Source organism: Pantoea sp. C2G6, from assembly GCF_051336815.1.
Classification (GTDB): domain Bacteria; phylum Pseudomonadota; class Gammaproteobacteria; order Enterobacterales; family Enterobacteriaceae; genus Pantoea.
In genome coordinates this window covers 441051-463470 of the sequence record NZ_JBGMNJ010000002.1, presented here as the reverse complement: position 1 = coordinate 463470, position 22420 = coordinate 441051, and the positions used below count along the sequence as shown (strand labels likewise).

The window sequence follows — 22420 nt, the reverse complement described above, 5'->3', positions numbered from 1 at the left end:
CCGGGGCGAGGCTCCGTGATCAACCCAAGACCGGTGCGGTCTTCGCGTGCCGGTCATTTTTTTGGTACATCCTGTGAGAATGAATTTACAACATCACTTTTTGATTGCCATGCCTTCATTGCAGGATCCTTTCTTCAAGCGTTCTGTGGTTTACATCTGCGAACACAATGAAGAAGGAGCAATGGGACTGATCATCAATAAACCCATGGAAAACCTGACGGTTGAGGGGATTCTGAAGAAACTCAAAATCTCTGCTGACAATCGCGATCCGGCAATCAAGCTGGACAAACCGGTGTTTACCGGCGGTCCGCTGGCGGAAGATCGCGGCTTTATTCTGCACTCAGCTCAACGCACCTTTACCTCCAGCATTCGTATTTCAGACAACACGATCATCACCACCTCCCGTGATGTGCTGGAGTCGATTGGTACTGCGTCGCAGCCCAGTAATGTGCTGGTGGCGCTCGGCTACTGCGCCTGGGAAAAAGATCAGCTGGAGAATGAGCTGATGGAAAATGCCTGGCTGACCACGCCAGCCAACAGCAATATCCTGTTCCAGACGCCGATTTCAGAGCGCTGGCGCGAAGCGGCGCGCAGTATTGGCGTCGATATTCACAATATGGCCAGCGACGCCGGACACGCCTGATGTCAACACAAACCCTGTTAGGATTCGACTTCGGCACCAAAAGTATTGGTGTCGCCGTGGGTCAGCAACTTACCGGTAGCGCCCGTCCCCTTACCGCCCTGAAAGCGCAGGATGGCACCCCAGACTGGCTGCTGATTGAAAAACTGCTGAAAGAGTGGCAACCCGATTTCGTGGTGGTCGGTTTACCGCTGAATATGGATGGCACCGAGCAGCCGTTAACCGCGCGCGCGCGTAAATTTGCTAATCGCCTGCACGGTCGCTTTGGCATCCGGGTTGAGTTGCAGGATGAGCGCCTCAGCACGGTTGAAGCGCGAGCTGGCCTGTTTGAGCGCGGCGGCTACCGCGCGCTCAACAAAGGATCGGTCGATTCCCAGTCTGCCGCCATCATTTTGCAGGACTGGTTCGAAAACCATTACTGAATCAGTCCGGCCGCCTGCCGTGCCAGCCTGCTCTGCTCAAAGGTCTGCATACCGGCCTGCGCCCCGGTCTGTAACAGCCCTGGGATCTGGTGCATCTTGCCCTCTCTGATCAGGTTGGCGATGCCCGGCGTGGCGATCAGCACCTCAAACAGTGCGATGCGCGCGCCATCCACAGCAGGCACCAGCCGCTGAGCAATCACCGCTTTCAGGCTACCCGCCAGCTGGGTGCGCACCAGATGCTTCTCCTCCGCCGGAAAGACATCCACCAGTCGATCCACCGCCTGCGCCGCGCCGCGGGTGTGCAGGGTCGCCAGCACCAGATGACCGGTCTCCGCCGCCGTCAGCGCCTGACGGATGGTGTCGCTGTCGCGCAGTTCGCCCAGCAGAATCACATCGGGATCTTCCCGCAGCGCCGCTTTGATTCCCAGTGAGAACGACCCGCAGTGCAGGCCGATTTCACGCTGCTGGATCAGGGAACGCTGGCTGTGATGGATAAACTCAATTGGATCTTCCAGGGTGATGATATGGCGCGCCTGCTGGCGGTTCAGGGCATCGACCAGCGCCGCCAGCGTGGTGGATTTGCCGCTGCCGGTGGCCCCCGTCACCAGGATCAGCCCATCCTGCTGCTCCAGCAGCGCCGGGACAATGGCGGGCAGTTGCAGGCTCTCCAGCGTCGGGCACGCGCTGGCGATGAGGCGCAGCGCCAGCGACAGGCCGTTACGCTGCATAAACAGACTGGCGCGCAGCCGCTGACCACTCTCCAGGCTCAGGGCGAAATCGAGCTGCCCTTCGCGTTGCAGTTGCTGACGCTGGGGGTCGTCGAGCCATTGGGCGACAAACTGCGCCATCCAGCCGGATGAGAGCGGCGTCAGGTGCGGGATCGCCTCCAGCCTGCCCTGCCGCCGCCAGTAAGGCAAATGTCCGCTGCAAAGGTGCAGATCGGCGGCATTATGCTTTACACTAAGGCCCACCATTTCATCCAGATTCATGATTTCTCCTGACTATGACTTCAATCCAGCACAACCTACAGCAAGTGCGGCAGCGAATCGCCGCCGCCGCCGCGCGTTGCGGCCGCGCCCCAGAAGAAATTACCCTGCTTGCAGTCAGCAAAACTAAACCTGCGAGCGCGGTCGAAGAAGCGGCGGCCGCCGGGCAGATCGCCTTTGGTGAAAATTACGTTCAGGAGGGGGTTGAAAAGGTCCAGGCTCTGGCTACACATCCTCAGCTGGAGTGGCACTTCATCGGCCCGTTGCAGTCCAACAAAAGCCGTCTGGTGGCGGAGAACTTTGCCTGGTGCCACACCATTGACCGCCAGCGCATCGCCCAGCGGCTCAACGATCAGCGGCCGGCGACGCTGCCGCCGCTGAATGTGTTAATTCAGGTAAATATCAGTGACGAGAACAGCAAATCTGGCATCATGCTGGATGCGGTTTCCGGGCTGGCTGAGCAGATCGCGGCTCTGCCGCAGCTGCGTCTGCGCGGATTAATGGCGATCCCGGCGGCGGAGCAGGATTATCAGCGGCAGCTGGCGGTGTGTCAGCAGATGGCTGAGGCCTTCCGGCTGCTGCAACAGCAGTATGCTGGCATTGATACGCTCTCGCTGGGAATGAGCGATGACATGGAGGCGGCTATCGCCGCAGGCAGTACGATGGTGCGTATCGGCACCGCCATATTTGGCGCACGAGATTATGCGCACAACCCACAACAATAATAGAGGAACTTCATGTTAACACTGACGTTTTTAGTAAAAACGCTGATCGATCTCTACGTCATGGTGCTGCTGCTACGCATCTGGATGCAGTGGTCCCGCTGCGATTTCTACAATCCGGTGGCGCAGTTTGTGGTGAAAGTGACGCAGCCGGTTGTTAAGCCACTGCGCCGCGTGCTACCGGCGCTGGGTCCGATTGACACCGCCTCGCTGCTGCTGGCGTTTGTGCTGACCACGCTGAAATACCCGATTTTACTGCTGATTCAGGTAGGTGCTTTCTCGGTCGATCCCACCAACCTGCTGGTTGGCCTGCTGTCGCTGATTAAATCGGCGGGTTATCTGGTCTTCTGGGTGATCATTATCCGCTCGCTGATGAGCTGGATCAGCCAGGGTCGTGGCCCGGTCGACTATCTGCTGGTGCAGTTAACCGAACCGATGATGGCCCCGATCCGCCGTATTCTGCCTGCCATGGGCGGCATCGATTTCTCCGCGATGATCGTCATCCTGGTGCTGTATGCCCTGAACTTTCTCGGCATGGACCTGTTCCCGGGTCTCTGGTATCTGCTGTAAATGAATCAAACTGGAACTGTTATGCAAAAAGTTGTGCTCGCCACCGGTAATCCCGGCAAAGTGCGTGAACTGGCGGAGCTGCTCTCCGCCTTTGGTCTGGACATCGTCGCGCAGACCGATCTTGGCGTCGAATCGGCGGAAGAGACCGGCCTGACCTTTATTGAGAACGCGATTCTCAAAGCGCGTCACGCGGCGCAGATAACCGGGCTGCCAGCCATCGCCGACGACTCTGGTCTGGCGGTCGACGCGCTGGGCGGCGCGCCTGGCATCTACTCGGCGCGCTACGCCGGTGAAGGGGCCAGCGATCAACAGAATCTGGAGAAGCTGTTGCAGGCGCTGGAAACCGTGCCGGACGGAGAGCGTCAGGCGCAGTTTCACTGTGTGCTGGTCTATCTGCGTCATGCGGAAGATCCTACGCCGCTGGTGTTCCACGGCAGCTGGCAGGGGGAGATCACCCGCGCCGCCGCCGGAGCAGGTGGCTTTGGTTACGACCCGATTTTCTTTGTCCCGGCGCTGGGTAAAACCGCGGCCGAGTTGAGCAAAGCGGAAAAAGGTGCCGTTTCACACCGGGGTAAAGCATTGACGCTGCTGCTGGAAGCGATGCGTAATGCCTAATCTGCCGCCGTTAAGTCTCTACATTCACATTCCGTGGTGCGTCCAGAAGTGCCCCTACTGTGATTTCAACTCCCACGCGCTGAAAGATGAGGTGCCGCACGTTGAATATGTGCAGCACCTGCTGCGCGACCTGGAGATCGATTTACCGCTGATCAATGGCCGGGAAGTGCGTACTATCTTCATCGGTGGCGGTACGCCCAGCCTGCTGAGCAGTAGCGCAATGCAGATGCTGATGGATGGCGTGCGGGCGCGCCTGACGCTCGCGGAAGATGCGGAAGTGACGATGGAAGCGAATCCGGGGACAGTGGAAGCTGACCGCTTCAGCGCCTATCAGCGTGCCGGGATCAACCGTATTTCCATTGGTGTGCAGAGCTTCAGTCCGCAGAAGCTGCAACGTCTTGGCCGCATTCATGGCCCGGAAGAGGCGATCCGCGCCGCTGAACTGGCGCAGTCGCTGTCGCTGCGCAGCTTTAACCTCGACCTGATGCATGGCCTGCCCGATCAGTCGCTGGAGGAGGCGCTCGACGATCTGCGCCAGGCGATTGCGCTTAATCCGCCGCATCTCTCCTGGTATCAGCTCACCATTGAACCCAACACCCTGTTTGGTTCACGGCCGCCGGTGCTGCCGGATGATGATGCACTGTGGGATATTTTCGAACAGGGCGATCAGCTGCTGCGCGCCGCTGGTTACGAGCAGTATGAAACCTCCGCCTATGCGAAGCCCGGTTATCGCTGTGAACACAACCTCAACTACTGGCGCTTCGGTGACTACCTGGGGATTGGCTGCGGTGCGCACGGTAAGCTGACCCAGCCTGATGGCCGCATTATCCGCACGGTGAAAACTCGTCATCCGCGCGGCTTTATGCAGGGCAACTACCGCGAGAAGCAGTATGAGGTCGCGGCGAGTGACAAGCCGTTTGAATATTTTATGAACCGCTTTCGTCTGCTTGAAGCGGCGCCGCGCAGCGAGTTCAGCCGCTACACCGGTTTGTCAGAGCAGGTGATCCGCCCACAGATGGATGCCGCGATTGCCGCCGGTTATGTGACGGAAACTGCGGAGCTGTGGCAGATTACTGAGAAAGGAAAGCTGTTCCTGAATTCGCTGCTGGAGTTGTTTTTAGCGGAAGAGTAAGAAAAGCGCCTCAGCCCGGCAGGCTGAGGCGTGGTAGTTATTTTTTCAGTGCACCGGTCAGTTGTTTGCGCTGATTCTCCAGCGACACCACGCGATTACAGACTTCATGGCCGAAGTTCTGGAAATCCTGCTCCTGCTTGCTCCACTCCGCCTGAATCGACTGTTGCAGACCGCCCAGATTGCCCATAATCGCCTGCAACGGATTGCCGCTGCTGCTGGCCTGCTTGCTGCCCATTTCATTCAGGCTATCCTGCATCACGCCGCCCAGCGTCGACTGCACCAGCCTTTCCCCTTCGGCGCGCACCTGGTCAATCGCCTGATGGTGGAAAGTCAGCCCGTCGTCACGGTGCTCAATGATGCGGTTCATCTGCTGTTTCAGTTGACCATTCAGGGTGGTCAGGCGATTACGTACGTTGCTGTCGCTGCCCAGTTTCTCAACGATGACGCGATCCAGCGCCGCACGCCCTTTCTCCAGACGGGAGGTTGCGCCGCTGTCGATCCACGGCAGATCGCGACGCAGCGCGTTCTGGTAGTCGATCGCCTGCTGACGTTCGGCTGTGTTGACCGTGATCTTCTGGCCGTTGAACTGCACGTCGCCCTGTGGCGAGATCTCAAGATTACCGTTGGCGCCAACTACCTGCACGCTTTGCGGCTTGATCACCACATCATCCTGCGGCTTAACGCTGCATTCATAGGCTGCCTGAGCCTGGCTCGCTGCCACCAGCAGCAGCGCAAGAAGCGCTTTACGCATCATATAATCTCCCTAACCTCTGAGTGGAACCGTTCCTGAAGAGCGGGCGTCAGCCCGACGCTGTGTGAGGTAAAACCTGTCCCGCAGGGGACAGGTTATTAGTCCCACCAGACGTCAAAGAGTTCAGTCACCTGCACTTCCTGCACCTTACGGTCTTCCAGCCATTTGCGCACCAGCTCGCGATGCTCATCGGTGCACTTGCCGGTTTTTTGCAGGCAGATCAGTCCTTCCCACACCAGATAACCGCTGCCATCAAAGGCCAGGCCATTAGGATCGATCGCTTCATTGATGAACTGGTTCAGCGTCTCATCAATCTCGTTTTCGCTGGTGCCTTCCGGGAAGCGCCAGGCGACGGAGAAGCCCAGTTCCTGAAACTCATCAATGTGCAGTTTTTTACGTAAACGGCGGCTGCGTTGTGTGGCCATTATTTCACCCTCTCAAACATTAAATCCCATACGCCGTGGCCTAAACGCTGCCCGCGCTGCTCAAACTTGGTCAGTGGCCGCGTCTCAGGACGTGGCACATAATTCTGTTGCTCCGAGAGATTACGGTAGCCATCAATGCTGTTCATCACTTCAAGCATATGCTCCGCGTAGGCTTCCCAGTCGGTCGCCATGTGGAAAACGCCGCCCAGCTTCAGCTTGCGCATCACCAGCTCGGCGAAAGGCACCTGCACGATACGACGTTTATTGTGACGCGCTTTGTGCCACGGATCGGGGAAGAAGAGCTGGACCATACGCAGCGAGTTATCCGGGATCATCTTCTCCAGCACTTCTACGGCGTCATGACACATCACCCGCAGGTTCTGGACCTCCGCCTCTTTAGCGGCGGCCAGGCAAGCGCCTACGCCCGGCGCGTGCACTTCAATGCCGAGGAAGTTCTGATGCGGGGTGTTCTGCGCCATGGTCACCAGCGAGGCGCCCATGCCAAAGCCAATCTCCAGCGTCACCGGCGCGTCACGGCCAAACAGCTCAGGCAGATCGATCGACTCGGGCTGATATTCCACGCCCATAACCGGCCACAGGGTATCCAGCGCCTGCTGCTGACCTTTGGTCAGGCGACCCTGGCGGCGCACAAAACTGCGGATCCGGCGCAATGGCCGCCCGTTCTCATCAAATTCTGGGGTGATGACGTCATTAATCATGTAAAAGCCTGCTGGTTAGCCTGTTCCGGGAAACGGGCATTATGCAAAGTTCATAAGCAGAAGCAAGCCTTTGCAATCTTCCGGTTTACACCCAGGTGCGCATGTGCTGGAATTCCTGCCTGAGTGTAGAGTAAACACGGAAAATTTCCTTCTTATGATGCAAGCGCCGCAGTTCGCGCAACAGGTGCTGGACTGGTATCAGCGCTTTGGCCGCAAAACCCTGCCGTGGCAGCTGGAGAAAACGCCTTACAAGGTGTGGCTCTCTGAAGTGATGCTACAACAGACCCAGGTCGCCACGGTGATCCCCTACTTTGAACGCTTTATGGCGCGCTTTCCAACGGTGGCCGATCTCGCGGCGGCTCCGCTGGATGAAGTGCTGCATCTGTGGACCGGCCTCGGCTATTACGCCCGGGCGCGTAATCTGCATAAAGCCGCGAAGCAGGTGGTTGAGGTTCATCAGGGCGCGTTTCCGCAGAATTTCGACGATGTCGCCGCCCTGCCCGGCGTCGGACGCTCCACAGCGGGCGCAATTCTGTCGCTGTCGCTGGGGCAGCACTTTCCGATCCTCGATGGCAACGTTAAACGGGTGCTGGCCCGCTGCTACGCCGTCAGCGGCTGGCCGGGCAAGAAAGAGGTCGAAAAGCGTCTCTGGCAGATCAGTGAAGAAGTCACGCCCGCCGAGGGCGTCAGCCAGTTTAATCAGGCGATGATGGATCTCGGCGCGCTCGTCTGCACCCGCTCTAAGCCGAAGTGCGAAATCTGCCCGCTGAACAGCGGCTGCGAAGCCTATGCCAGCGGCAGCTGGGCCAGCTATCCCGGCAAAAAGCCGAAGCAGGTGCTGCCTGAGCGCAGCGGCTGGTTCCTGATGATGCAGGATGGCGACGATGTCTGGCTGGAGCAGCGACCACCAGTGGGCTTGTGGGGCGGTCTGTTCTGCTTCCCGCAGTTCAGCAGCGAAGCGGCGCTGACCGACTGGCTGGCCGCGCGCGGAATCCATGCTAAACCGCAGCAGCTCACCGCGTTTCGTCACACCTTCAGCCATTTCCATCTCGATATTGTTCCGATGTGGCTGGCGTGGCCTCTTGTCGGGGCGGCGATGGATGAAGCAGGCGGTCTCTGGTATAACTTAGCGCTGCCACCCTCGGTAGGATTAGCCGCACCTGTTGAGCGGCTGTTACACGAGCTGCGCCATCCCCAGCAACTGGCTTTGAACAGTTGTGAGATTAATGAGGAAGAGTAATGAGCCGCACCATTTTTTGTACTTTTTTACAACGCGACGCGGAAGGGCAGGATTTCCAGCTCTATCCAGGCGATCTGGGCAAGCGCATCTATAACGAAATTTCTAAAGAAGCCTGGCAGAAGTGGATGGCGAAACAGACCATGTTGATCAACGAGAAGAAGCTCAACATGATGAATCCCGAAGATCGTAAAGTGCTGGAGAAGGAGATGATCAATTTCCTGTTCGAAGGTAAAGACGTTCACATCGAAGGCTATACACCGCCAGAAGCATAAACATTCAGGGCCTCATCGCTGGGGCCTTTTATCCAGGTCAGGCTTGCACTTCCAATGAATAAAAAATTAATCGCCCTGCTGGTGATAGCACCACTTTTGGCTTCCTGTTCCGGGTCAAAGAATCAGCAGTCTCATGAAGAGTGGGTAAAAGATACCAATGGCTTTGATATTCTGATGGGGCAGTTTGCTCATAATATTGAGAATATCTGGGGTATCAACGAGGTCCTGATTGCCGGACCCAAAGATTACGTTAAATACAGCGACAACTATTACACCCGCAGCCACATCAACTTCGAAAGCGGTAAGCTGACCATTGAGACGATTTCCGGCACCGATCCGATGGCCAGCCTGCGTCAGGCGATTGTCACCACCCTGCTGATTGGTGAAGATCCGGGTAATGTCGATCTCTATTCTGACGCCAACGATATTGTGATCAGTAAAGAGCCGCTGCTCTATGGCCAGGTGCTGGATAATACCGGTCAGCCGATCCGCTGGCAGGGGCGCGCCGAAGCCTTTGCCGACTATCTGATTCAGCATAAATTGCAGCGCCGCACCTCCGGCCTGCATGTGATTTACACCATTTCCATTCCGATGGTGCCGAACCACCTGGATAAGCGTGCTCACAAATATCTGCCGATGGTGCGTAAAGCCGCCGAGCAGTATGGAGTGGACGCCTCACTGATCCTGGCGATCATGCAGACCGAGTCGAGCTTTAACCCCTACGCCGTCAGCCATGCTGATGCGCTGGGTCTGATGCAGGTGGTGCAGCATACCGCTGGTGTTGACGTGTTCCGCATGAAGGGGAAATGGGGCAAGCCGAGCCGCAGCTATCTGCTGGATCCTGAGAATAATATCGATGCCGGTACGGCTTATCTGTCGCTGTTGCAGCGCAGCTATCTGGGCGGCATTCAGGATCCGCTGTCACGCCGCTACGCGGTGATTACCGCCTACAATGGCGGGGCTGGCAGCGTGCTTCGCGTTTTCTCCAGCGATAAGGATCGGGCGTTTGCCATGATTAACAACATGCCGCCAAACCGGGTTTATCAGATCCTGACCAGTCAGCATCCGTCGGCGGAGTCGCGGCGTTATCTGTATAAGGTGAGTACCGCGCAGCGGAGTTATCGCGGGTTCTGATTGTAAGGCGCTAAAGGTGGGGGGTGTTCGCTGCGCGAGTGGGCTGGATGGGTTCGGCAGCGAACGGGCTGGGTTGTTCACGCGGTGAACGGGCTCTGAGAGGGTTTCGTTCGCCTGGCGGATACGGGGCTGGTTGTTCACGCGTTGAACGGGCTGGATTTGTTCAGCAGCGAACGGGCGCTGAGAGGGTTTCGTTCGCCTGGCGGATACGGCAGTTTCAGGTTCGCCGCTGCGGGCGACCAACAAGGGGGCGCCATTCGCCGCGCCCCCTTGACCCCCGGCTCCGGCCGGCTTCAACGCCGCTTCGCGGTTCCTTCGCCTCCTCGGGATTTCCGACGGACCGGCGGAACGCGCCATCCCTGGCGCTGACCCGCCTCTTCGCGACATCCCTGTCGCTCGTCCTGAAATCCCGCTTCGGCTCAGCGTTTCTGACGGCCTCCCCTCCCGCTGTTAGATTTTCTTTCTTTGCCAGGTTCTTCATCGCTGTATCTATTTTAATCAGAGCATTGGCAGATGTGCTTTGCAGGTTTACAGGCAACGCGGTGGCACAACAAAGAAGAAAAAACTCACAGGCGGGGCCGTTGGGGAGGCATCCGTAGCGCTGAGGAACAACCGGAGGCAAGGATGAGCCGACAGGACGTCGGCGAAAGGACGGGCCGCGCCAGGGATGGCGCGTCCGGCCGGTCCGTGGCCGCAGGGCGTGACGAAGGTACCCCGCACAGCGGGGCGCGCAGGCTGCCGGGCGCCGGGATTGTTAAGGGGCGGGCGTCCGCCCCTTGACGCGACCGCCCGCACCGGCGGCCTGAAACTCCCCCACGCCTGGCGGGCGAAACCCACTCAGTGTCAGCCCGCTGCACAGCGAAACCTTCTCAGCGTGTAACCGCTGCACAGCGAACCCCTGTCGAGTTAACCGGCCCTGCGCCCTTAATGCCAGGCAACGCGGTAGCACCACCAGGAAAACAAAAATCACAGGCGGGGCCGTTGGGGAGGCATCCGAAGCGCTGAGGAACAACCGGAGGCAAGGATGAGCCGACAGGACGTCGGCGAAAGGACGGGCCGCGCCAGGGATGGCGCGTCCGGCCGGTCCGTGGCCGCAGGGCGTGACGAAGGCACCCCGCAAAGCGGGGCGCGCAGGCTGCCGGGCGCCGGGATTGTTAAGGGGCGGGCGTCCGCCCCTTGACGCGACCGCCTGCACCGGCGGCCTGAAACTCCCCCACGCCTGGCGGGCGAAACCTTCTCAATGTCAGCCCGCTGCTAAGCGAAACCTTCTCAGCGTGTAACCGCTGCAAAACCGCTGCGCTACACCCTGCCCGCCACCAGACTCAAATCAAGCACTCAACCATCCCAGCTTAATCACAAACAAAATCGACAGAATCACCAGCGCAGCATTCACCTCTTTGGTGCGGCCACTCAGCAGCTTCACCAGCGTCCAGGTAATAAAACCAAACGCGATGCCGTTAGCGATCGAATAAGTCAGCGGCATAGCCAGTGCCGTCACGGTCACGGGCGCGGCGGTGGTAATATCTTTCCAGTCAATCTCCGCCAGACCTGAGGCCATCAGCACCGCAACAAACAGCAGCGCAGGCGCAGTGGCATAAACCGGCACGCTGGAGGCGAGTGGCGAGAAAAACAGCGCCAGCAGGAACAGCACCGCGACCACAATCGCCGTCAGACCGGTGCGACCACCAGCACTCACGCCGGCCGCCGATTCCACATAACTGGTGGTGGTTGAGGTGCCCAGCAGCGAACCAAACAGCGCGGCCGCACTGTCGGCAATCAGCGCCCGGCCCATCTTCGGCACGTTGCCCTGCTCATCCGCCAGACCAGCGCGCTTAGTCACGCCCAGCAGCGTCCCGGTGTTATCGAACACATCGACAAACAGAAAGGCGAAAATCACGCTCACCAGGCCGACGTTAAACGCGCCAGCAATATCGAGCTGCATCAGGGTCGGAGCAATCGACGGCGGTGCCGAAAAAACACCGGCAAACGGCGACAGGCCAATGCCCATCGAAATAAAGGTCACCAGCAGAATGCCAATCAGCACTGCGCCGGTCACGCGACGCGCTTCCAGCACCACAATCACGATAAAACCCAGCATCGCCAGCAGCGGGCCCGGCTTAGTCAAATCGCCAATGCCCACCAGCGTCGCCGGGTTATCCACTACGATGCCCGCCCCTTCCAGCGCAATCAGCGCCAGAAACAGCCCAATACCGGCACCGATCCCGGCGCGCAGCGGCAGCGGAATACTGGCGATAATCCACTCGCGGATTTTAAAGATCGACAGCGCAAAGAAGATCACCGCCGAAAGAAACACCGCGCCCAGCGCAATCTGCCAGGTGTAGCCCATGTGCAGCACCACGGTATAGGTGAAAAAGGCGTTCAGACCCATACCCGGCGCCAGGGCGATCGGGTAGTTAGCAATCAGGCCCATCAGCACGCAGCCAATCGCCGCCGCCAGACAGGTCGCGACAAACACCGCGCCTTTGTCCATGCCGGTGGCGCCCAGGATGCTGGGATTGACAAACAGAATGTAAGCCATCGCCAGGAAGGTGGTGATCCCGGCGATAATCTCGGTACGAACCGTGGTGTTGTGTGCTTTGAGTTTGAATAATTTTTCTAACATCATCATCTCTCGATACAGGAGCGCGCACCGCGGTGCGTCTCGCTTGCCAAAGGGGTTTGCATGCTGATTATTCTGTTTCCGGGACGGCGACCTCGACTGCTGCATACTCACAAGTCTGAAATCGTTTGAAAAACGCTGACTGACCCACTGCCCTAAGCAATTGCCATGCCACCTGGCGACGCAATCGATTACCTGGCAGCACCGGCAGAGCCTAAGAGAATTCCGAACCAAAACGAGGCGCGATTATGGTGCAATGCACCGATACCGCGCAATCGTTTTCCTGCGGCAGAGAGTGAGCCGCCAAAAACTCTGCGCCAGCGCACGCTTCCGCACTCTGACAGGCGAAGCTGGTCACGTTTCAGCACGCTGCCTCAGCAACCTTTTCTGGCCTGTGTAGACTCCTGAATTAACTCTTTCGTAACATTGAGGCCGCGCCATGAAGCCAGCGATTTTGGTGGTGGATGATGATCCTGCTGTCTGCGACGTGTTGCAGGATGCGTTAAGTGAACATCTGTTAAAGGTTTATCGTTGTCATCAGGGAAGAGAGGCGCTGAAAATGCTTGCCGATCACCCGGAGATTGCGCTGGTGATGCTGGATATGATGCTGCCCGATACTAACGGCCTGCTGGTGTTGCAGCAGCTCCAGCGTCAGCGGCCCGATCTGCTGGTGATTATGCTGACCGGCATGGGATCGGAGTCTGAGATGGTGGTCGGGCTGGAGATGGGGGCGGATGACTACATCGCTAAACCTTTTAATCCCCGCGTGGTGGTGGCCCGCGCCCGCGCCGCCCTGCGCCGTAGCGGTCGTGTCACCCAGGCTGACGCTGGCGAGGCGGGCTGGCGCTTTAATGGCTGGCAGCTCGACGAAGGTCGCGGCCAGCTGTTTAATCCGCAGCGCGAGCTGGTGCCGCTGACTCAGGGGGAGTACAGCCTGCTGCGCGCGCTGGTCTGTCACGCCCGCCGGGTGCTGACCCGCGATCAGCTGCTGGAGCTGACCCACAGCGAAACCCTGGATGTCTTTGACCGCACTATTGACGTGCTGATCATGCGGCTGCGACGCAAAATCGAAACCAATCCACATCAGCCGAGCCTGATCCGCACTATCCGCGGGCTGGGCTATGTCTTTTCAGCTGACGTGCTGAGACCAGAAACGGCCGCACGCGCCAGCCAGATCGCCTGAATCTCTACGACTGACCGGCTCATCAGAGCCGGTCAGCGTAATCATTACCCAGCAGCCAGCGCGGCGCTTCATCCTCCCCCAGCGCGTTGAAACGAGCCAGCGGCGTCAGAAACACATTGTCGTTCTCATCATCATTGGGCAGCGAGACCTCGCCCACCAGCACATCACCATAACCGCGCTCGCCCCAGAAGCTGTGCCAGATCCCCGCCTCCAGCGTCACGCTTTCACCCGGTGAGAGCCGCAGCTGCGAACCGGCGGCATGGGTCTGCCGCAGGCCGTCGAGTGACACCGCCACCGCCGACTGCGCCAGCCCGTCGCCCTCGCGGTTGTGCAGTTCGACAATCAGGTTGCCGCCGCCGCGATTGATAATGTCCTCCATCTTGCGCGGGTGATAGTGCATCGGCGTCAGCTGCCCTTCGCGCACATGCATGATCTTCTCGGCGTAGGGTTTATGCCACGGCTGCCCCTCTGGCGAGCCGTTACGCAGGGTAAACAGCGTCAGGCCGGTATGCAGAAAGTCGGGCGAGCCAAAGCTGGTGAGATCCCAGCCCAGCCGCAGCGCCAGAATTTCCTGCGCCACCGCGCGATCCTGCGCCTGCCACTGACCCGGCCCGAAATCAGCCCACGGCGGCAGATGCACATTCTGCTGCCGGAAAAACTCGCGGGTCTGTTGCAGATAGTGGTTAACCTCGGAACGTTGCATGGTGGCCTCCTGAGGATACTGACAAAGTCTGGCCCGGGTTAGCTGTAAGAACGAGCCTGCTCAGAAAACCCGGTCAGATCGGAAAGTCGCTAAGGCCAATCCCTGGCCGCTCGGCCCGCACCGTCCCTGGCGCGGGACGCTTTCCTCCTCTGACCGGGTTCCCTGCGCGATAAGGTTATTCGCTGCTGCCAGATTCACCCTGATTTAAGTCTGTCAGAAGTCTGAAACGGCACCTAAAGGTGCCGCCCTGACGCTTATTTCACCGTCCAGCCCTGATAGCTGCCGATGTTATCGCGGTCGATCAGTTTCACCGGGATCAGCACCGGTTTATCCGGGGCCGGTTTGCCCTGCAAAATGTCATAGCCAATCTCAACCGCTTTGGCCGCCATCACCTGCGGGTCCTGGGCTGGGGTGGCGACAAACAGCGAATTTTTACGCTTCAGCGCCTCTTCGCCATCCGGTGAACCATCGACGCCGACAATAAAGAATTCACTGCGCTGCGCCTGTTTCGCCGCTAAGTCCGCGCCAATCGCCGTCGGGTCGTTGATGGCGAACACCGCATCAATTTTTGGATTCGCCGAGAGCAGACCGGTCATCACCTCCAGCCCGCCTTCGCGACTGCCTTTGGCGTTCTGGTTGTAAGAGAGCAGCTTGATGTCAGGATGGGTTTTCAGCTCGTTCATGCAGCCTTCAACGCGGTTCTGCACGGCGGAAACCGGCGGTCCGTTGATGATCACCACGTTGCCTTTGGCTTTCAGGCGGTCAGAGATATATTTACAGGCCATCGCGCCTGCCTGGGTGTTATCGGAGGTGATGGTCGCATTCGCGCCATCGGCTGCCACGTCGACCGCCACCACCACGATACCGGCGTCACGCGCCCGCTTCACCGCCGGGGCGATCCCTTTGGAGTCGGCGGCGTTGAGGATAATCATGTCGACCTTCGCCGCGATAAAGTTATCAATCTGGCCAACCTGCTGACCGAGATCGTAGCCGCTGGAGACCAGCGTCACGTTGACCTTATCGCCCGCCAGTTCGCGCGCTTTCATCTCTGCGCCTTTGGTGATCTGCACGAAGAACGGGTTAGCCAGATCGCCGACCGTGACGCCGATAGATTTGAGTTCTTTTGCCTGAGCCAGGCCGGTGCTGAACAGCGTCGCCGCCAGCAGCCCGGTTACAATCGGATTAAAACGCATAGACCTTCTCCTGCTGTTTTCAAGATGCCAACCGCTTAATGGCGTTTTTTTGGAGGGCGGAGGCTCAACAGCGCATCCCCCCTTTTAAGCCTCAACTCACATGATGACGGGTACGGTATTTGTCGATCAGCACCGCGATAATGATCACCGCGCCCTTGATCACCAGCTGCCAGAAGTAGGAGACGCCCATCAGCGTCATGCCGTTATTCAGCGTGGCGATAATCAGCGCACCGATCAGGGTGCCGGTAATGGTGCCGATGCCACCGACAAAGCTGGTGCCGCCGAGGATCACCGCCGCAATCGCATCCAGCTCATAGCCGACGCCGAGGTTGCCGTTGGCGCTGTAGAGGCGTGAGGCGCTCATCAGGCCACCCAGCCCCGACAGCAGGCCGCTCATGCCGTAGACAAAAATCAGCACCATCCCGACTTTAATCCCGGTCAGGCGCGCCGCCTGCATGTTGCCGCCGACCGCGTAGATGTGAACGCCCAGCGTGGTGCGGCGCAGGATGAACCAGCAGATGGCGATCACCGCAAAGGCGATCACAATCAGCCACGGCACCGGCCCGAGATAGCCGTTGCCGATCCACTCGAAATTAATATCGGAGTTGATCACCGTGGTACCGTTCGCCAGCAGATAAGCCGCGCCGCGCAGCGCGGTATAGGTGCCGAGGGTGACGATAAAGGGCGGCAGTCCGGCCCAGGCGACCAGGATGCCGTTGAACAGCCCCATCACCAGCCCCGCCCCCAGCGCCATCGGAATGGTCATTGAGGCGAGCATCGGGTCCAGCGACGCCACCAGCGCGACAACGGCGGTGGTGCCGAGCATTGAGCCGACCGACAGATCGATGCCGCCGGTGAGGATCACAAAGGTCATCCCTGCCGCCAGCACGATATTAATCGACGCCTGGCGGGTAATATTCAGCAGGTTGGCTTCGGTAAAGAAGTTCGGCGTGACGAAGCCAAACACCGCCACGATCAGGATCAGGATCGGCAGGATACCCACCGTTTGCAGCAGATCGCCCATCAGGGCGCGTTTCAGCGTCGGCGCTTTGGTGCGGGCCAGTTGTGTCATGGTGGTCTCCTTAAATCGCGGGGGCTGACGCGCTGTGCGCACCGGTTGCCAGCGTCATAATATTTTCCTGACTGATGTGGCTGCCCTCCAGCTCACCGACGATGGTGCCTTCGTGCATCACGTAAACGCGGTCGCTCATCCCGACCACCTCCGGCAGCTCGCTGGAGATCATTAAAATCGCCACGCCCTGCCGCGCCATCTGCTGCATCATGCGGTAGATCTCGCTTTTGGCCCCGACGTCTACACCGCGCGTTGGCTCGTCGAGGATCAGAATGCGCGGGCCGATGGCGACCCAGCGCGAGATCAGCAGCTTCTGCTGGTTGCCGCCCGATAAGCCGCCCGCCCGCACCTGAGCATGGGGCACACGGATATTGAGTGAGGCGATCGCCTCGGTGGCGATGCCCTGCCCTTTACGCCGGTTGAGCAGGCCAAAACTGGCGTCGCGCTCCAGCGTCGCCATCACGATGTTCTCCTGCGCCGCCATCTCCAGAAACAGCCCCTGCTCTTTGCGGTTTTCGGTGAGGAAGCCGATGCCGTAAGCAATCGCTTCACGCGGCGACCGGATAGTCACTTTTTCGCCATCGATCCAGATCTCGCCATCTTTGGGTTTGTGGACGCCGAAAATCAGCTGCGCCAGTTCACTGCGTCCCGCCCCCACCAGCCCGGCCAGCGCGACGATTTCACCGGCCCGCACCGCCAGACTGCTGGGATGCACTTTGCCGCCGTCGCTGAGGTGATTGACCGCCAGCCGGATATCACCGAGCGGGATGGTGCGATCTTTGTTGAACAGATCGCTGAGCGGCCGCCCGACCATCATCCGCACCAGCTCGCTGGCGTTGAGCTGCTCGCGCGTCAGGCTGCCGACATACTGGCCGTCGCGCAGCACGCTGACCCGGTCGGAAAGCTCATAGACTTCGGCCATCCGATGACTGATATAGATAATCGCCATGCCCTCGCTGCGCAGCCGCTTGATCAGCGCAAACAGCTGCTCGGTTTCGCGGTTGGAGAGCGCGGCGGTCGGCTCATCCATCACCAGAATGCGGCTGTTACGTTGCAGCGCCCGGGCAATCTCCACCTGCTGCTGCTCGGCGATACTCAAGCGACTGACTAAATCCCAGGCGCTGAACTGTGCGCCGAGCCGGTCGATCACCCGCTGCGCCTCTTCCGCCATCTGGCGACGTTTCACCAGCCCGCCGGGGGCGATCTCGCTGCCGAGAAAGATGTTCTCCGCCACCGTCAGGTTGGGTGCCAGATTGATCTCCTGATAGATCAGGGTGATCCCGGCCGCCAGCGCCTCTTTTGGCCCCTTCAGGGCGTAAGGCTTGCCTTCAATTAAAATTTCCCCGCTGCTGGCGCTATAGGCACCGGCCAGAATCTTCATCAGTGTGCTTTTGCCCGCGCCGTTCTCCCCCATCAGGGCGTGAACCTCACCAGGATAAACGGTGAGATCGACCCCTTTCAGGGCATAAAAGCTGCCGAAGCGCCGGGTAATCTCCCGCATTTCCAGTATCGGTGTGGCTGTCATCGCCTCGCTCCTGCTGACTGTTGAGAGCCGCCAGTTAACCCGCGCCAGATAAATGGAAAATGTCAGCGGCCGTTCATATTTGTCATAAATGGCCGCCTGCGCGCTCCTATACTCGGCCCACTGTTGCAGTGATGAAGAGGTCGTGGGATGCAGCGCAGTTATCCGTGGCAGGCCGGGGCGCGTGGTCGCCTGTTGATGTTTAATCTGCTGGTGGTGTCGGTGACGCTGATGGTCAGCGTGGTGGCGATCCTCGGCTTTCGCCACGCCGGAACCATTCAGGAGCAGGCCCAGGCGCAGACCCTGGCGGATATGAACGGCAGCCTGGCGCTGGCGCGGGATACCGCCAATGTGGCGACCGCGGCGGTGCGGCTGTCGCAGGTGGTCGGGGCGCTGGAGTATCAGAGTGAATCGCAGCGGCTGCAACAGAATCAGCAGGCGCTGCAACAGTCGCTGAGCCTGCTGGCCAGCGCGCCGCTGGCGGCGCGTCAGCCGGAGCGCATCGCCCGGATACGTGCCCGCAGTCTGATGCTGGAGCAGACCATCAGCCGGCTGCTGCTGACCGGCCATCAGCGCCATCTGCAACGCAACACCATGCTGAGCGAGCTGTGGCAGTCGCAGCTGCTGCTGGCGCATATCAACCAGCTGGTGCAGCGCGAACAGCGGACGCTCCCGGCTGCCGCACTGCGCGAACAGACTGAACGGCTGATCGCCATCGCCATCCGCACACCTTCTCCCATCGCTGTGGTGGATCAGCTTCAGCAGGTGATGGCGCAGTGGCGCTCGGTGCCGCTGGAGGGCGTGACCGGCGAAAAAGTGCAGCGGCTGCTGGCGACCCAGCAGCGTCTGGTGCCGCTGGCGGAGGCGCTGGAGCAGAGCGACCTGGCGATCGCCTACTCGACCTACCGGATTAAAGCGCTGGTGGCGATGCTGAATGAAGATATCAGCGCCTCGGTGCAGCAGGTGGCGCTACAGAGTGAGGCGCGCACCCTGGCGACCCACCGCGAACTCGACTCGATCATCGGCTTTATCGCACTGTTTGTGCTGCTGGCGCTGGCGATCACCGGCTATGCCGGGATCTACATCTACCGCAATCTCGGGTCGAGCCTGACGGCGATTGCCGGGGCGATGACGCGGCTGGCGCAGGGCGAGCAGAACGTCAGCGTGCCGGGGCTGCAACGCCGCGATGAGCTGGGCGAACTGGCGCGGGCGTTTAACGTCTTTGCCCGCAATACCGCTTCGCTGGCCCACACCTCGCGACTGCTGAAAGAGAAAAGCAATCAGCTGGAGTCAACCTTCCTCGCCATGCGCGACGGCTTTGCGCTGTTTGATCAGCATGGTCAGCTGGTGGTGTGGAACGCGCAGTATGCGGAGCTGCTCGGCATTGCGCCACGCGAGCTGCGGCGCGGCGTCACTTATCAGCAACTGCTGACCCCACTGGCGGTCGATCTGCACGATCCCGGCGAGCCGCAGGAGATCCGGCTGGCCGATGGCCGCACGCTGGAGCTGCGCTTCAGCCCGATTCCCCGCCGCGGCATGGTCAACACCGTGCTGGATCGCACCTCGCGTAAAACGCTGGAGGAGGCGCTGCTGCACAGCCAGAAGATGAAAGCCGTGGGTCAGCTGACCGGTGGACTGGCGCACGACTTCAACAATCTGCTGGCGGTGATTATTGGCAGTCTGGCGCTGACCGAAGGCCAGCTGCCGCCCGGCCCGCTCGCCAGCCGGATTGAGCGGGCGCGCCAGGCGGCTGACCGCGCCGCCCAGCTGACCCAGCGGCTGCTGGCCTTCTCGCGCAAACAGGCGCTCTATCCGCGCGCGGTGTCTGTGGTAACGCTGGTAGAGAATTTACAGGGGCTGTTGCAGCACTCGCTGCTGCCGGGACAGCAGCTGATTATCGATGCCCGGCGTCCCGGCTGGCCCGCCTGGATTGATGCCGGCCAGCTGGAGAACGCGCTGATGAATCTGGTGGTGAACGCGCGTGATGCGATGCAGCAGCGCAGTGGGGAGATCCGGCTGCGCATCTGGAATCAGCGACGTCAGGAGGGACCTGAAAAACGTGACCGGGTCACAATTGAGGTGATCGATCGCGGCTGCGGCATGTCGGCGGAGGTGCGTGAACAGGTGTTTGAACCCTTTTTCACCACCAAGGCGACCGGCAGCGGCAGCGGACTGGGGCTGTCGATGGTCTATGGCTTCGTGCGGCAGTCAGGCGGGCAGATAGAGCTGGAAACCGCGCCGGGCCAGGGCACCACGGTACGGCTGCTGTTACCGCGAGCCCCGGAAGCCGCCGCCCTCAGCCCGGCGATCGCCCCGCCCCCGCCTGCGCCCGCCGAAGCGGCCACTAATCAGCTGGTGCTGGTGCTGGATGATGAACCGGCGGTGCGCCAGACCCTGTGTGAGCATCTGCACCAGCTGGGGTATCTGACGCTGGAGTGCGGCGACGGCGAACAGGCGCTGGCGCTGCTGCGTCAGACGCCCGATGTTGACCTGCTGATCAGCGACTTAATGCTGCCGGGGGAGATCAACGGCGCAGAGGTGATCCGCCAGGCGCAGCAGAACTGGCCGCAGCTGGCGACGCTGCTCATCAGCGGTCAGGATCTGCGCCATCAGCCGGTGACGCTGCCGCTGTGTGAGCGGCTGGCGAAACCCTGGCAGCAGGGGCAGCTGTCTGAGGCGTTGCAGCGCGCCTGGCAGCGCAGCACCCGGCTTAATCGTGCCCGGCAGGCTGCCACAACGGCACCGGCTTCCCGCTGATGTAGCGCTTACGCAGATGGCTGGAGAGGATGTCCATCACCATCACCACTCCCACCAGAATCAGCGTCAGGAACATCACCACATCCCAGTTCCACAGCCGCATGTTCTCGGCATAGACCAGGCCGACGCCACCGGCCCCGACAAAGCCCAGCACCGCGGCAGAACGGGTATTGGATTCGATCTGGTAGAGGCTCAGCGCCAGGAACTGCGGGAAGGATTGGGTGAAGATAGCGAAACGGTGCTTTTGCAGGCTGTTGGCCCCCACCGCGCTCAGCCCGCGCGATGGCGAGCGTTCCACCGCTTCATGCCCTTCGGCGTAGAGTTTGCCGAGCAGCCCGACATCCTGAAGAATAATCGCCAGCACCCCGGCCAGCGGCCCCATGCCGACCGCCCGGACGAAGATCAGCCCCCAGATCGCCATGTCGATGCCGCGCAGCAGGTCGAACAGCCGCCGCACCAGAAACGCCAGCGGCCAGGCGGCCCGCCCCTGCATCACGTTGCGCGCCGCCAGAAACGAGAGAGGCAGCGCCAGCAGCGAGGCGGTAATCGTCCCGGCAAACACAATCCCCAGGGTGATCCCGACCTGCGACAGATAGTAGCCGAACGGCCAGTTGACGAAGTCGTGCCAGACAAACATCCGCAGGAAGTAGCGCCCCAGCTGCTGACAGCCCGCCAGCAGCCGCGACCCTTCCAGGCCAAACACCGAGAAGAAGAACAGATAGTAGAGCAGCGCCGCCAGCACCAGCAGGCCGAGGCGACGCAGATAGCGCGGCTGGGCGGCGAAGAGTTCACGGTGCTGCTGTTTCAGCCGGGCAATATCGGGCGAGGCGGTGATCATGCGCGTGCTCCTGTGACACGACGACGTAACTGGCCGGAGAGCGTATCCAGCAGCGACACCACAATCAGGATCAGCAGCAGGGTCATGCTCACCTGATCGTAGCGGTCGAGTTTGATATTGGTCATCAGCTCCTGGCCGATGCCGCCCGCCCCTACCAGCCCGAGGATGGTGGAGGAGCGGAAGTTAATCTCCAGCCGCATAAAGCTGTAGGAGAGAAAAATCGGTTTGACCTGCGGCCAGAAGGCGAAGCGCATCCGTTGCAGCCGGCTGGCTCCGCAGGCCGCCAGACCGCGCACCGGCCTGTCTGACGCCGACTCAACCGCCTCATAAAACAGCTTGGTCAGGCTGCCGACGGTGTGCAGCGCCAGCGCCAGGAAACCGGGAATCGCCCCGATGCCAAAGGCCATGACAAACATCACCGCCCACGCCAGCTCCGGCATGGTGCGCAGAAAGGCGACAAAGGCGCGGATCGCCACGCGCAGGCTGACCGGCGTCCCGGTGTTATCTGCGGCGAAAAAGGCCAGCCCGGCGGCCAGCGCGACCGCGACCAGCGTCGAGGCCAGCGCCAGTTGCAGCGTCTCCCAGATCAGCGGCAGCTGGATCGGCAGGCGGTAGCCCCAGTAAGCCAGCGAGCCTTCCGTTTTGCCGTCGGCGAACAGCAGCGGCAGATGCAGCACCGGCAGGATTTCGTGCAGGTAGTCAAAGAAGTGCGGCAGCGACTGCCAGATGGTAAACAGATTAAATTCCGCCACCCTGCCTGCGGCCAGATAGAGCGCCAGCAGCAGCAGGGACCAGAGCAGGGTGTCACGTTTCTGCTGGCGGCGGATGCGCTGGTAGTAGAGTTCGAATTCGGTCAAAGGGGATCTCCGGCGTTGAAGCAGCGGGACACAGGCGGGGTTGCCGC

22 protein-coding genes are annotated in these 22420 nt (G+C 60.3%); 11 read left to right on the top strand and 11 right to left on the bottom strand.

Annotated features, from left to right (window positions below; genetic code table 11):
- Positions 1 to 79 precede the first annotated feature (79 nt).
- Together ACCW71_RS05530 and ruvX are read left to right on the top strand one after the other, a co-directional pair.
- Positions 80 to 643 carry a YqgE/AlgH family protein gene (locus ACCW71_RS05530; RefSeq protein WP_436370075.1) on the top strand — a complete coding sequence of 188 codons (564 nt, stop codon included), beginning with the start codon at positions 80 to 82 and terminating at the stop codon, positions 641 to 643.
- Complete coding sequence (gene ruvX / locus ACCW71_RS05525; RefSeq protein WP_427104305.1) at positions 643 to 1062, top strand: Holliday junction resolvase RuvX; 420 nt, start codon at positions 643 to 645, stop codon at positions 1060 to 1062. Before ACCW71_RS05530 ends, ruvX begins: the two co-directional genes overlap by 1 nt.
- Here the strand turns inward: ruvX and ACCW71_RS05520 are convergent.
- Positions 1056 to 2051, bottom strand: a complete 996-nt coding sequence (locus ACCW71_RS05520) for a type IV pilus twitching motility protein PilT (RefSeq protein WP_436370074.1) — start codon at positions 2049 to 2051, stop codon at positions 1056 to 1058. The genes ruvX and ACCW71_RS05520 overlap by 7 nt on opposite strands.
- 14 nt (positions 2052 to 2065) lie before the next feature.
- Here ACCW71_RS05520 and ACCW71_RS05515 point away from each other — a divergent pair, with 14 nt between their 5' ends.
- From ACCW71_RS05515 to hemW, 4 genes are read left to right on the top strand one after another with little or no spacing between them, the layout of a single operon-like run.
- Complete coding sequence (locus tag ACCW71_RS05515; protein ID WP_436370073.1) at positions 2066 to 2773, top strand: YggS family pyridoxal phosphate-dependent enzyme; 708 nt, start codon at positions 2066 to 2068, stop codon at positions 2771 to 2773.
- 12 nt (positions 2774 to 2785) lie between these two features.
- The gene (locus ACCW71_RS05510; protein WP_436370072.1) at positions 2786 to 3340 is read left to right on the top strand and encodes a YggT family protein; all 555 of its coding nucleotides are present in this window, start codon (positions 2786 to 2788) and stop codon (positions 3338 to 3340) included.
- 21 nt (positions 3341 to 3361) lie between these two features.
- Positions 3362 to 3955, top strand: a complete 594-nt coding sequence (locus tag ACCW71_RS05505; protein ID WP_436370071.1) for an XTP/dITP diphosphatase — start codon at positions 3362 to 3364, stop codon at positions 3953 to 3955.
- Positions 3948 to 5087: a radical SAM family heme chaperone HemW gene (gene hemW / locus ACCW71_RS05500; RefSeq protein ID WP_436370070.1), complete on the top strand. Its 1140-nt coding sequence runs from the start codon at positions 3948 to 3950 to the stop codon at positions 5085 to 5087. Before ACCW71_RS05505 ends, hemW begins: the two co-directional genes overlap by 8 nt.
- Before the next feature lie 37 nt (positions 5088 to 5124).
- On the opposite strand, the gene ACCW71_RS05495 is transcribed toward hemW, so the two are convergent.
- From ACCW71_RS05495 to trmB, 3 genes are all read right to left on the bottom strand, one after another.
- Complete coding sequence (locus ACCW71_RS05495) at positions 5125 to 5841, bottom strand: DUF2884 domain-containing protein (protein ID WP_436370069.1); 717 nt, start codon at positions 5839 to 5841, stop codon at positions 5125 to 5127.
- A 95-nt stretch (positions 5842 to 5936) separates the two neighbouring features.
- Positions 5937 to 6263: a YggL family protein gene (locus ACCW71_RS05490; RefSeq protein WP_436370068.1), complete on the bottom strand. Its 327-nt coding sequence runs from the start codon at positions 6261 to 6263 to the stop codon at positions 5937 to 5939.
- The gene (gene trmB, locus ACCW71_RS05485; RefSeq protein ID WP_436370067.1) at positions 6263 to 6982 is read right to left on the bottom strand and encodes a tRNA (guanosine(46)-N7)-methyltransferase TrmB; all 720 of its coding nucleotides are present in this window, start codon (positions 6980 to 6982) and stop codon (positions 6263 to 6265) included. Before trmB ends, ACCW71_RS05490 begins: the two co-directional genes overlap by 1 nt.
- Positions 6983 to 7136: 154 nt before the next feature.
- Between trmB and mutY the strand changes: the two genes are divergently transcribed.
- Genes mutY through mltC form a run of 3 tightly spaced genes read left to right on the top strand, consistent with a single transcriptional unit; the run spans position 7137 to position 9628 of the window.
- On the top strand, positions 7137 to 8222 hold the full coding sequence (gene mutY / locus ACCW71_RS05480; RefSeq protein ID WP_436370066.1) for an A/G-specific adenine glycosylase: 1086 nt from the start codon (positions 7137 to 7139) through the stop codon (positions 8220 to 8222).
- Positions 8222 to 8494, top strand: a complete 273-nt coding sequence (locus ACCW71_RS05475) for an oxidative damage protection protein (protein WP_128086611.1) — start codon at positions 8222 to 8224, stop codon at positions 8492 to 8494. The genes mutY and ACCW71_RS05475 overlap by 1 nt, the downstream gene beginning before the upstream one ends.
- Before the next feature lie 54 nt (positions 8495 to 8548).
- Positions 8549 to 9628, top strand: coding sequence for a membrane-bound lytic murein transglycosylase MltC (gene mltC / locus ACCW71_RS05470; protein WP_436370065.1), 1080 nt, complete (start codon positions 8549 to 8551; stop codon positions 9626 to 9628).
- Positions 9629 to 10955: 1327 nt separating this feature from the next.
- Here mltC and ACCW71_RS05465 read toward each other — a convergent pair.
- Positions 10956 to 12254: an NCS2 family permease gene (locus tag ACCW71_RS05465; RefSeq protein ID WP_436370174.1), complete on the bottom strand. Its 1299-nt coding sequence runs from the start codon at positions 12252 to 12254 to the stop codon at positions 10956 to 10958.
- Between the two features lie 433 nt (positions 12255 to 12687).
- On the opposite strand from ACCW71_RS05465, the gene ACCW71_RS05460 reads away from it, so the two are divergent.
- Positions 12688 to 13431: a response regulator gene (locus tag ACCW71_RS05460; RefSeq protein ID WP_436370064.1), complete on the top strand. Its 744-nt coding sequence runs from the start codon at positions 12688 to 12690 to the stop codon at positions 13429 to 13431.
- A gap of 22 nt (positions 13432 to 13453) precedes the next feature.
- Here ACCW71_RS05460 and ACCW71_RS05455 read toward each other — a convergent pair whose 3' ends face one another.
- From ACCW71_RS05455 to ACCW71_RS05440, 4 genes are all read right to left on the bottom strand, one after another.
- A complete protein-coding gene (locus tag ACCW71_RS05455) occupies positions 13454 to 14134 on the bottom strand; it encodes a D-lyxose/D-mannose isomerase (RefSeq protein ID WP_436370063.1) in 681 nt (226 codons plus the stop codon).
- Positions 14135 to 14388: 254 nt separating this feature from the next.
- Positions 14389 to 15327 (bottom strand): ABC transporter substrate-binding protein, encoded by a 939-nt coding sequence (locus tag ACCW71_RS05450; protein WP_436370062.1) that lies wholly within the window; start codon positions 15325 to 15327, stop codon positions 14389 to 14391.
- 91 nt (positions 15328 to 15418) lie between these two features.
- On the bottom strand, positions 15419 to 16399 hold the full coding sequence (locus ACCW71_RS05445; RefSeq protein WP_436370061.1) for an ABC transporter permease subunit: 981 nt from the start codon (positions 16397 to 16399) through the stop codon (positions 15419 to 15421).
- A gap of 10 nt (positions 16400 to 16409) precedes the next feature.
- Positions 16410 to 17924, bottom strand: a complete 1515-nt coding sequence (locus ACCW71_RS05440) for a sugar ABC transporter ATP-binding protein (RefSeq protein WP_436370060.1) — start codon at positions 17922 to 17924, stop codon at positions 16410 to 16412.
- A gap of 147 nt (positions 17925 to 18071) precedes the next feature.
- Here ACCW71_RS05440 and ACCW71_RS05435 point away from each other — a divergent pair, with 147 nt between their 5' ends.
- Entirely contained in the window at positions 18072 to 20678 is a 2607-nt protein-coding gene (locus tag ACCW71_RS05435; RefSeq protein ID WP_436370059.1) for an ATP-binding protein, read from the top strand.
- On the opposite strand, the gene phnE (ACCW71_RS05430) is transcribed toward ACCW71_RS05435, so the two are convergent.
- On the bottom strand, positions 20632 to 21516 hold the full coding sequence (phnE, locus tag ACCW71_RS05430) for a phosphonate ABC transporter, permease protein PhnE (RefSeq protein ID WP_436370058.1): 885 nt from the start codon (positions 21514 to 21516) through the stop codon (positions 20632 to 20634). The genes ACCW71_RS05435 and phnE (ACCW71_RS05430) overlap by 47 nt on opposite strands.
- Entirely contained in the window at positions 21513 to 22373 is an 861-nt protein-coding gene (gene phnE / locus ACCW71_RS05425; protein ID WP_436370057.1) for a phosphonate ABC transporter, permease protein PhnE, read from the bottom strand. Before phnE (ACCW71_RS05425) ends, phnE (ACCW71_RS05430) begins: the two co-directional genes overlap by 4 nt.
- Between the last annotated feature and the right edge of the window lie 47 nt (positions 22374 to 22420).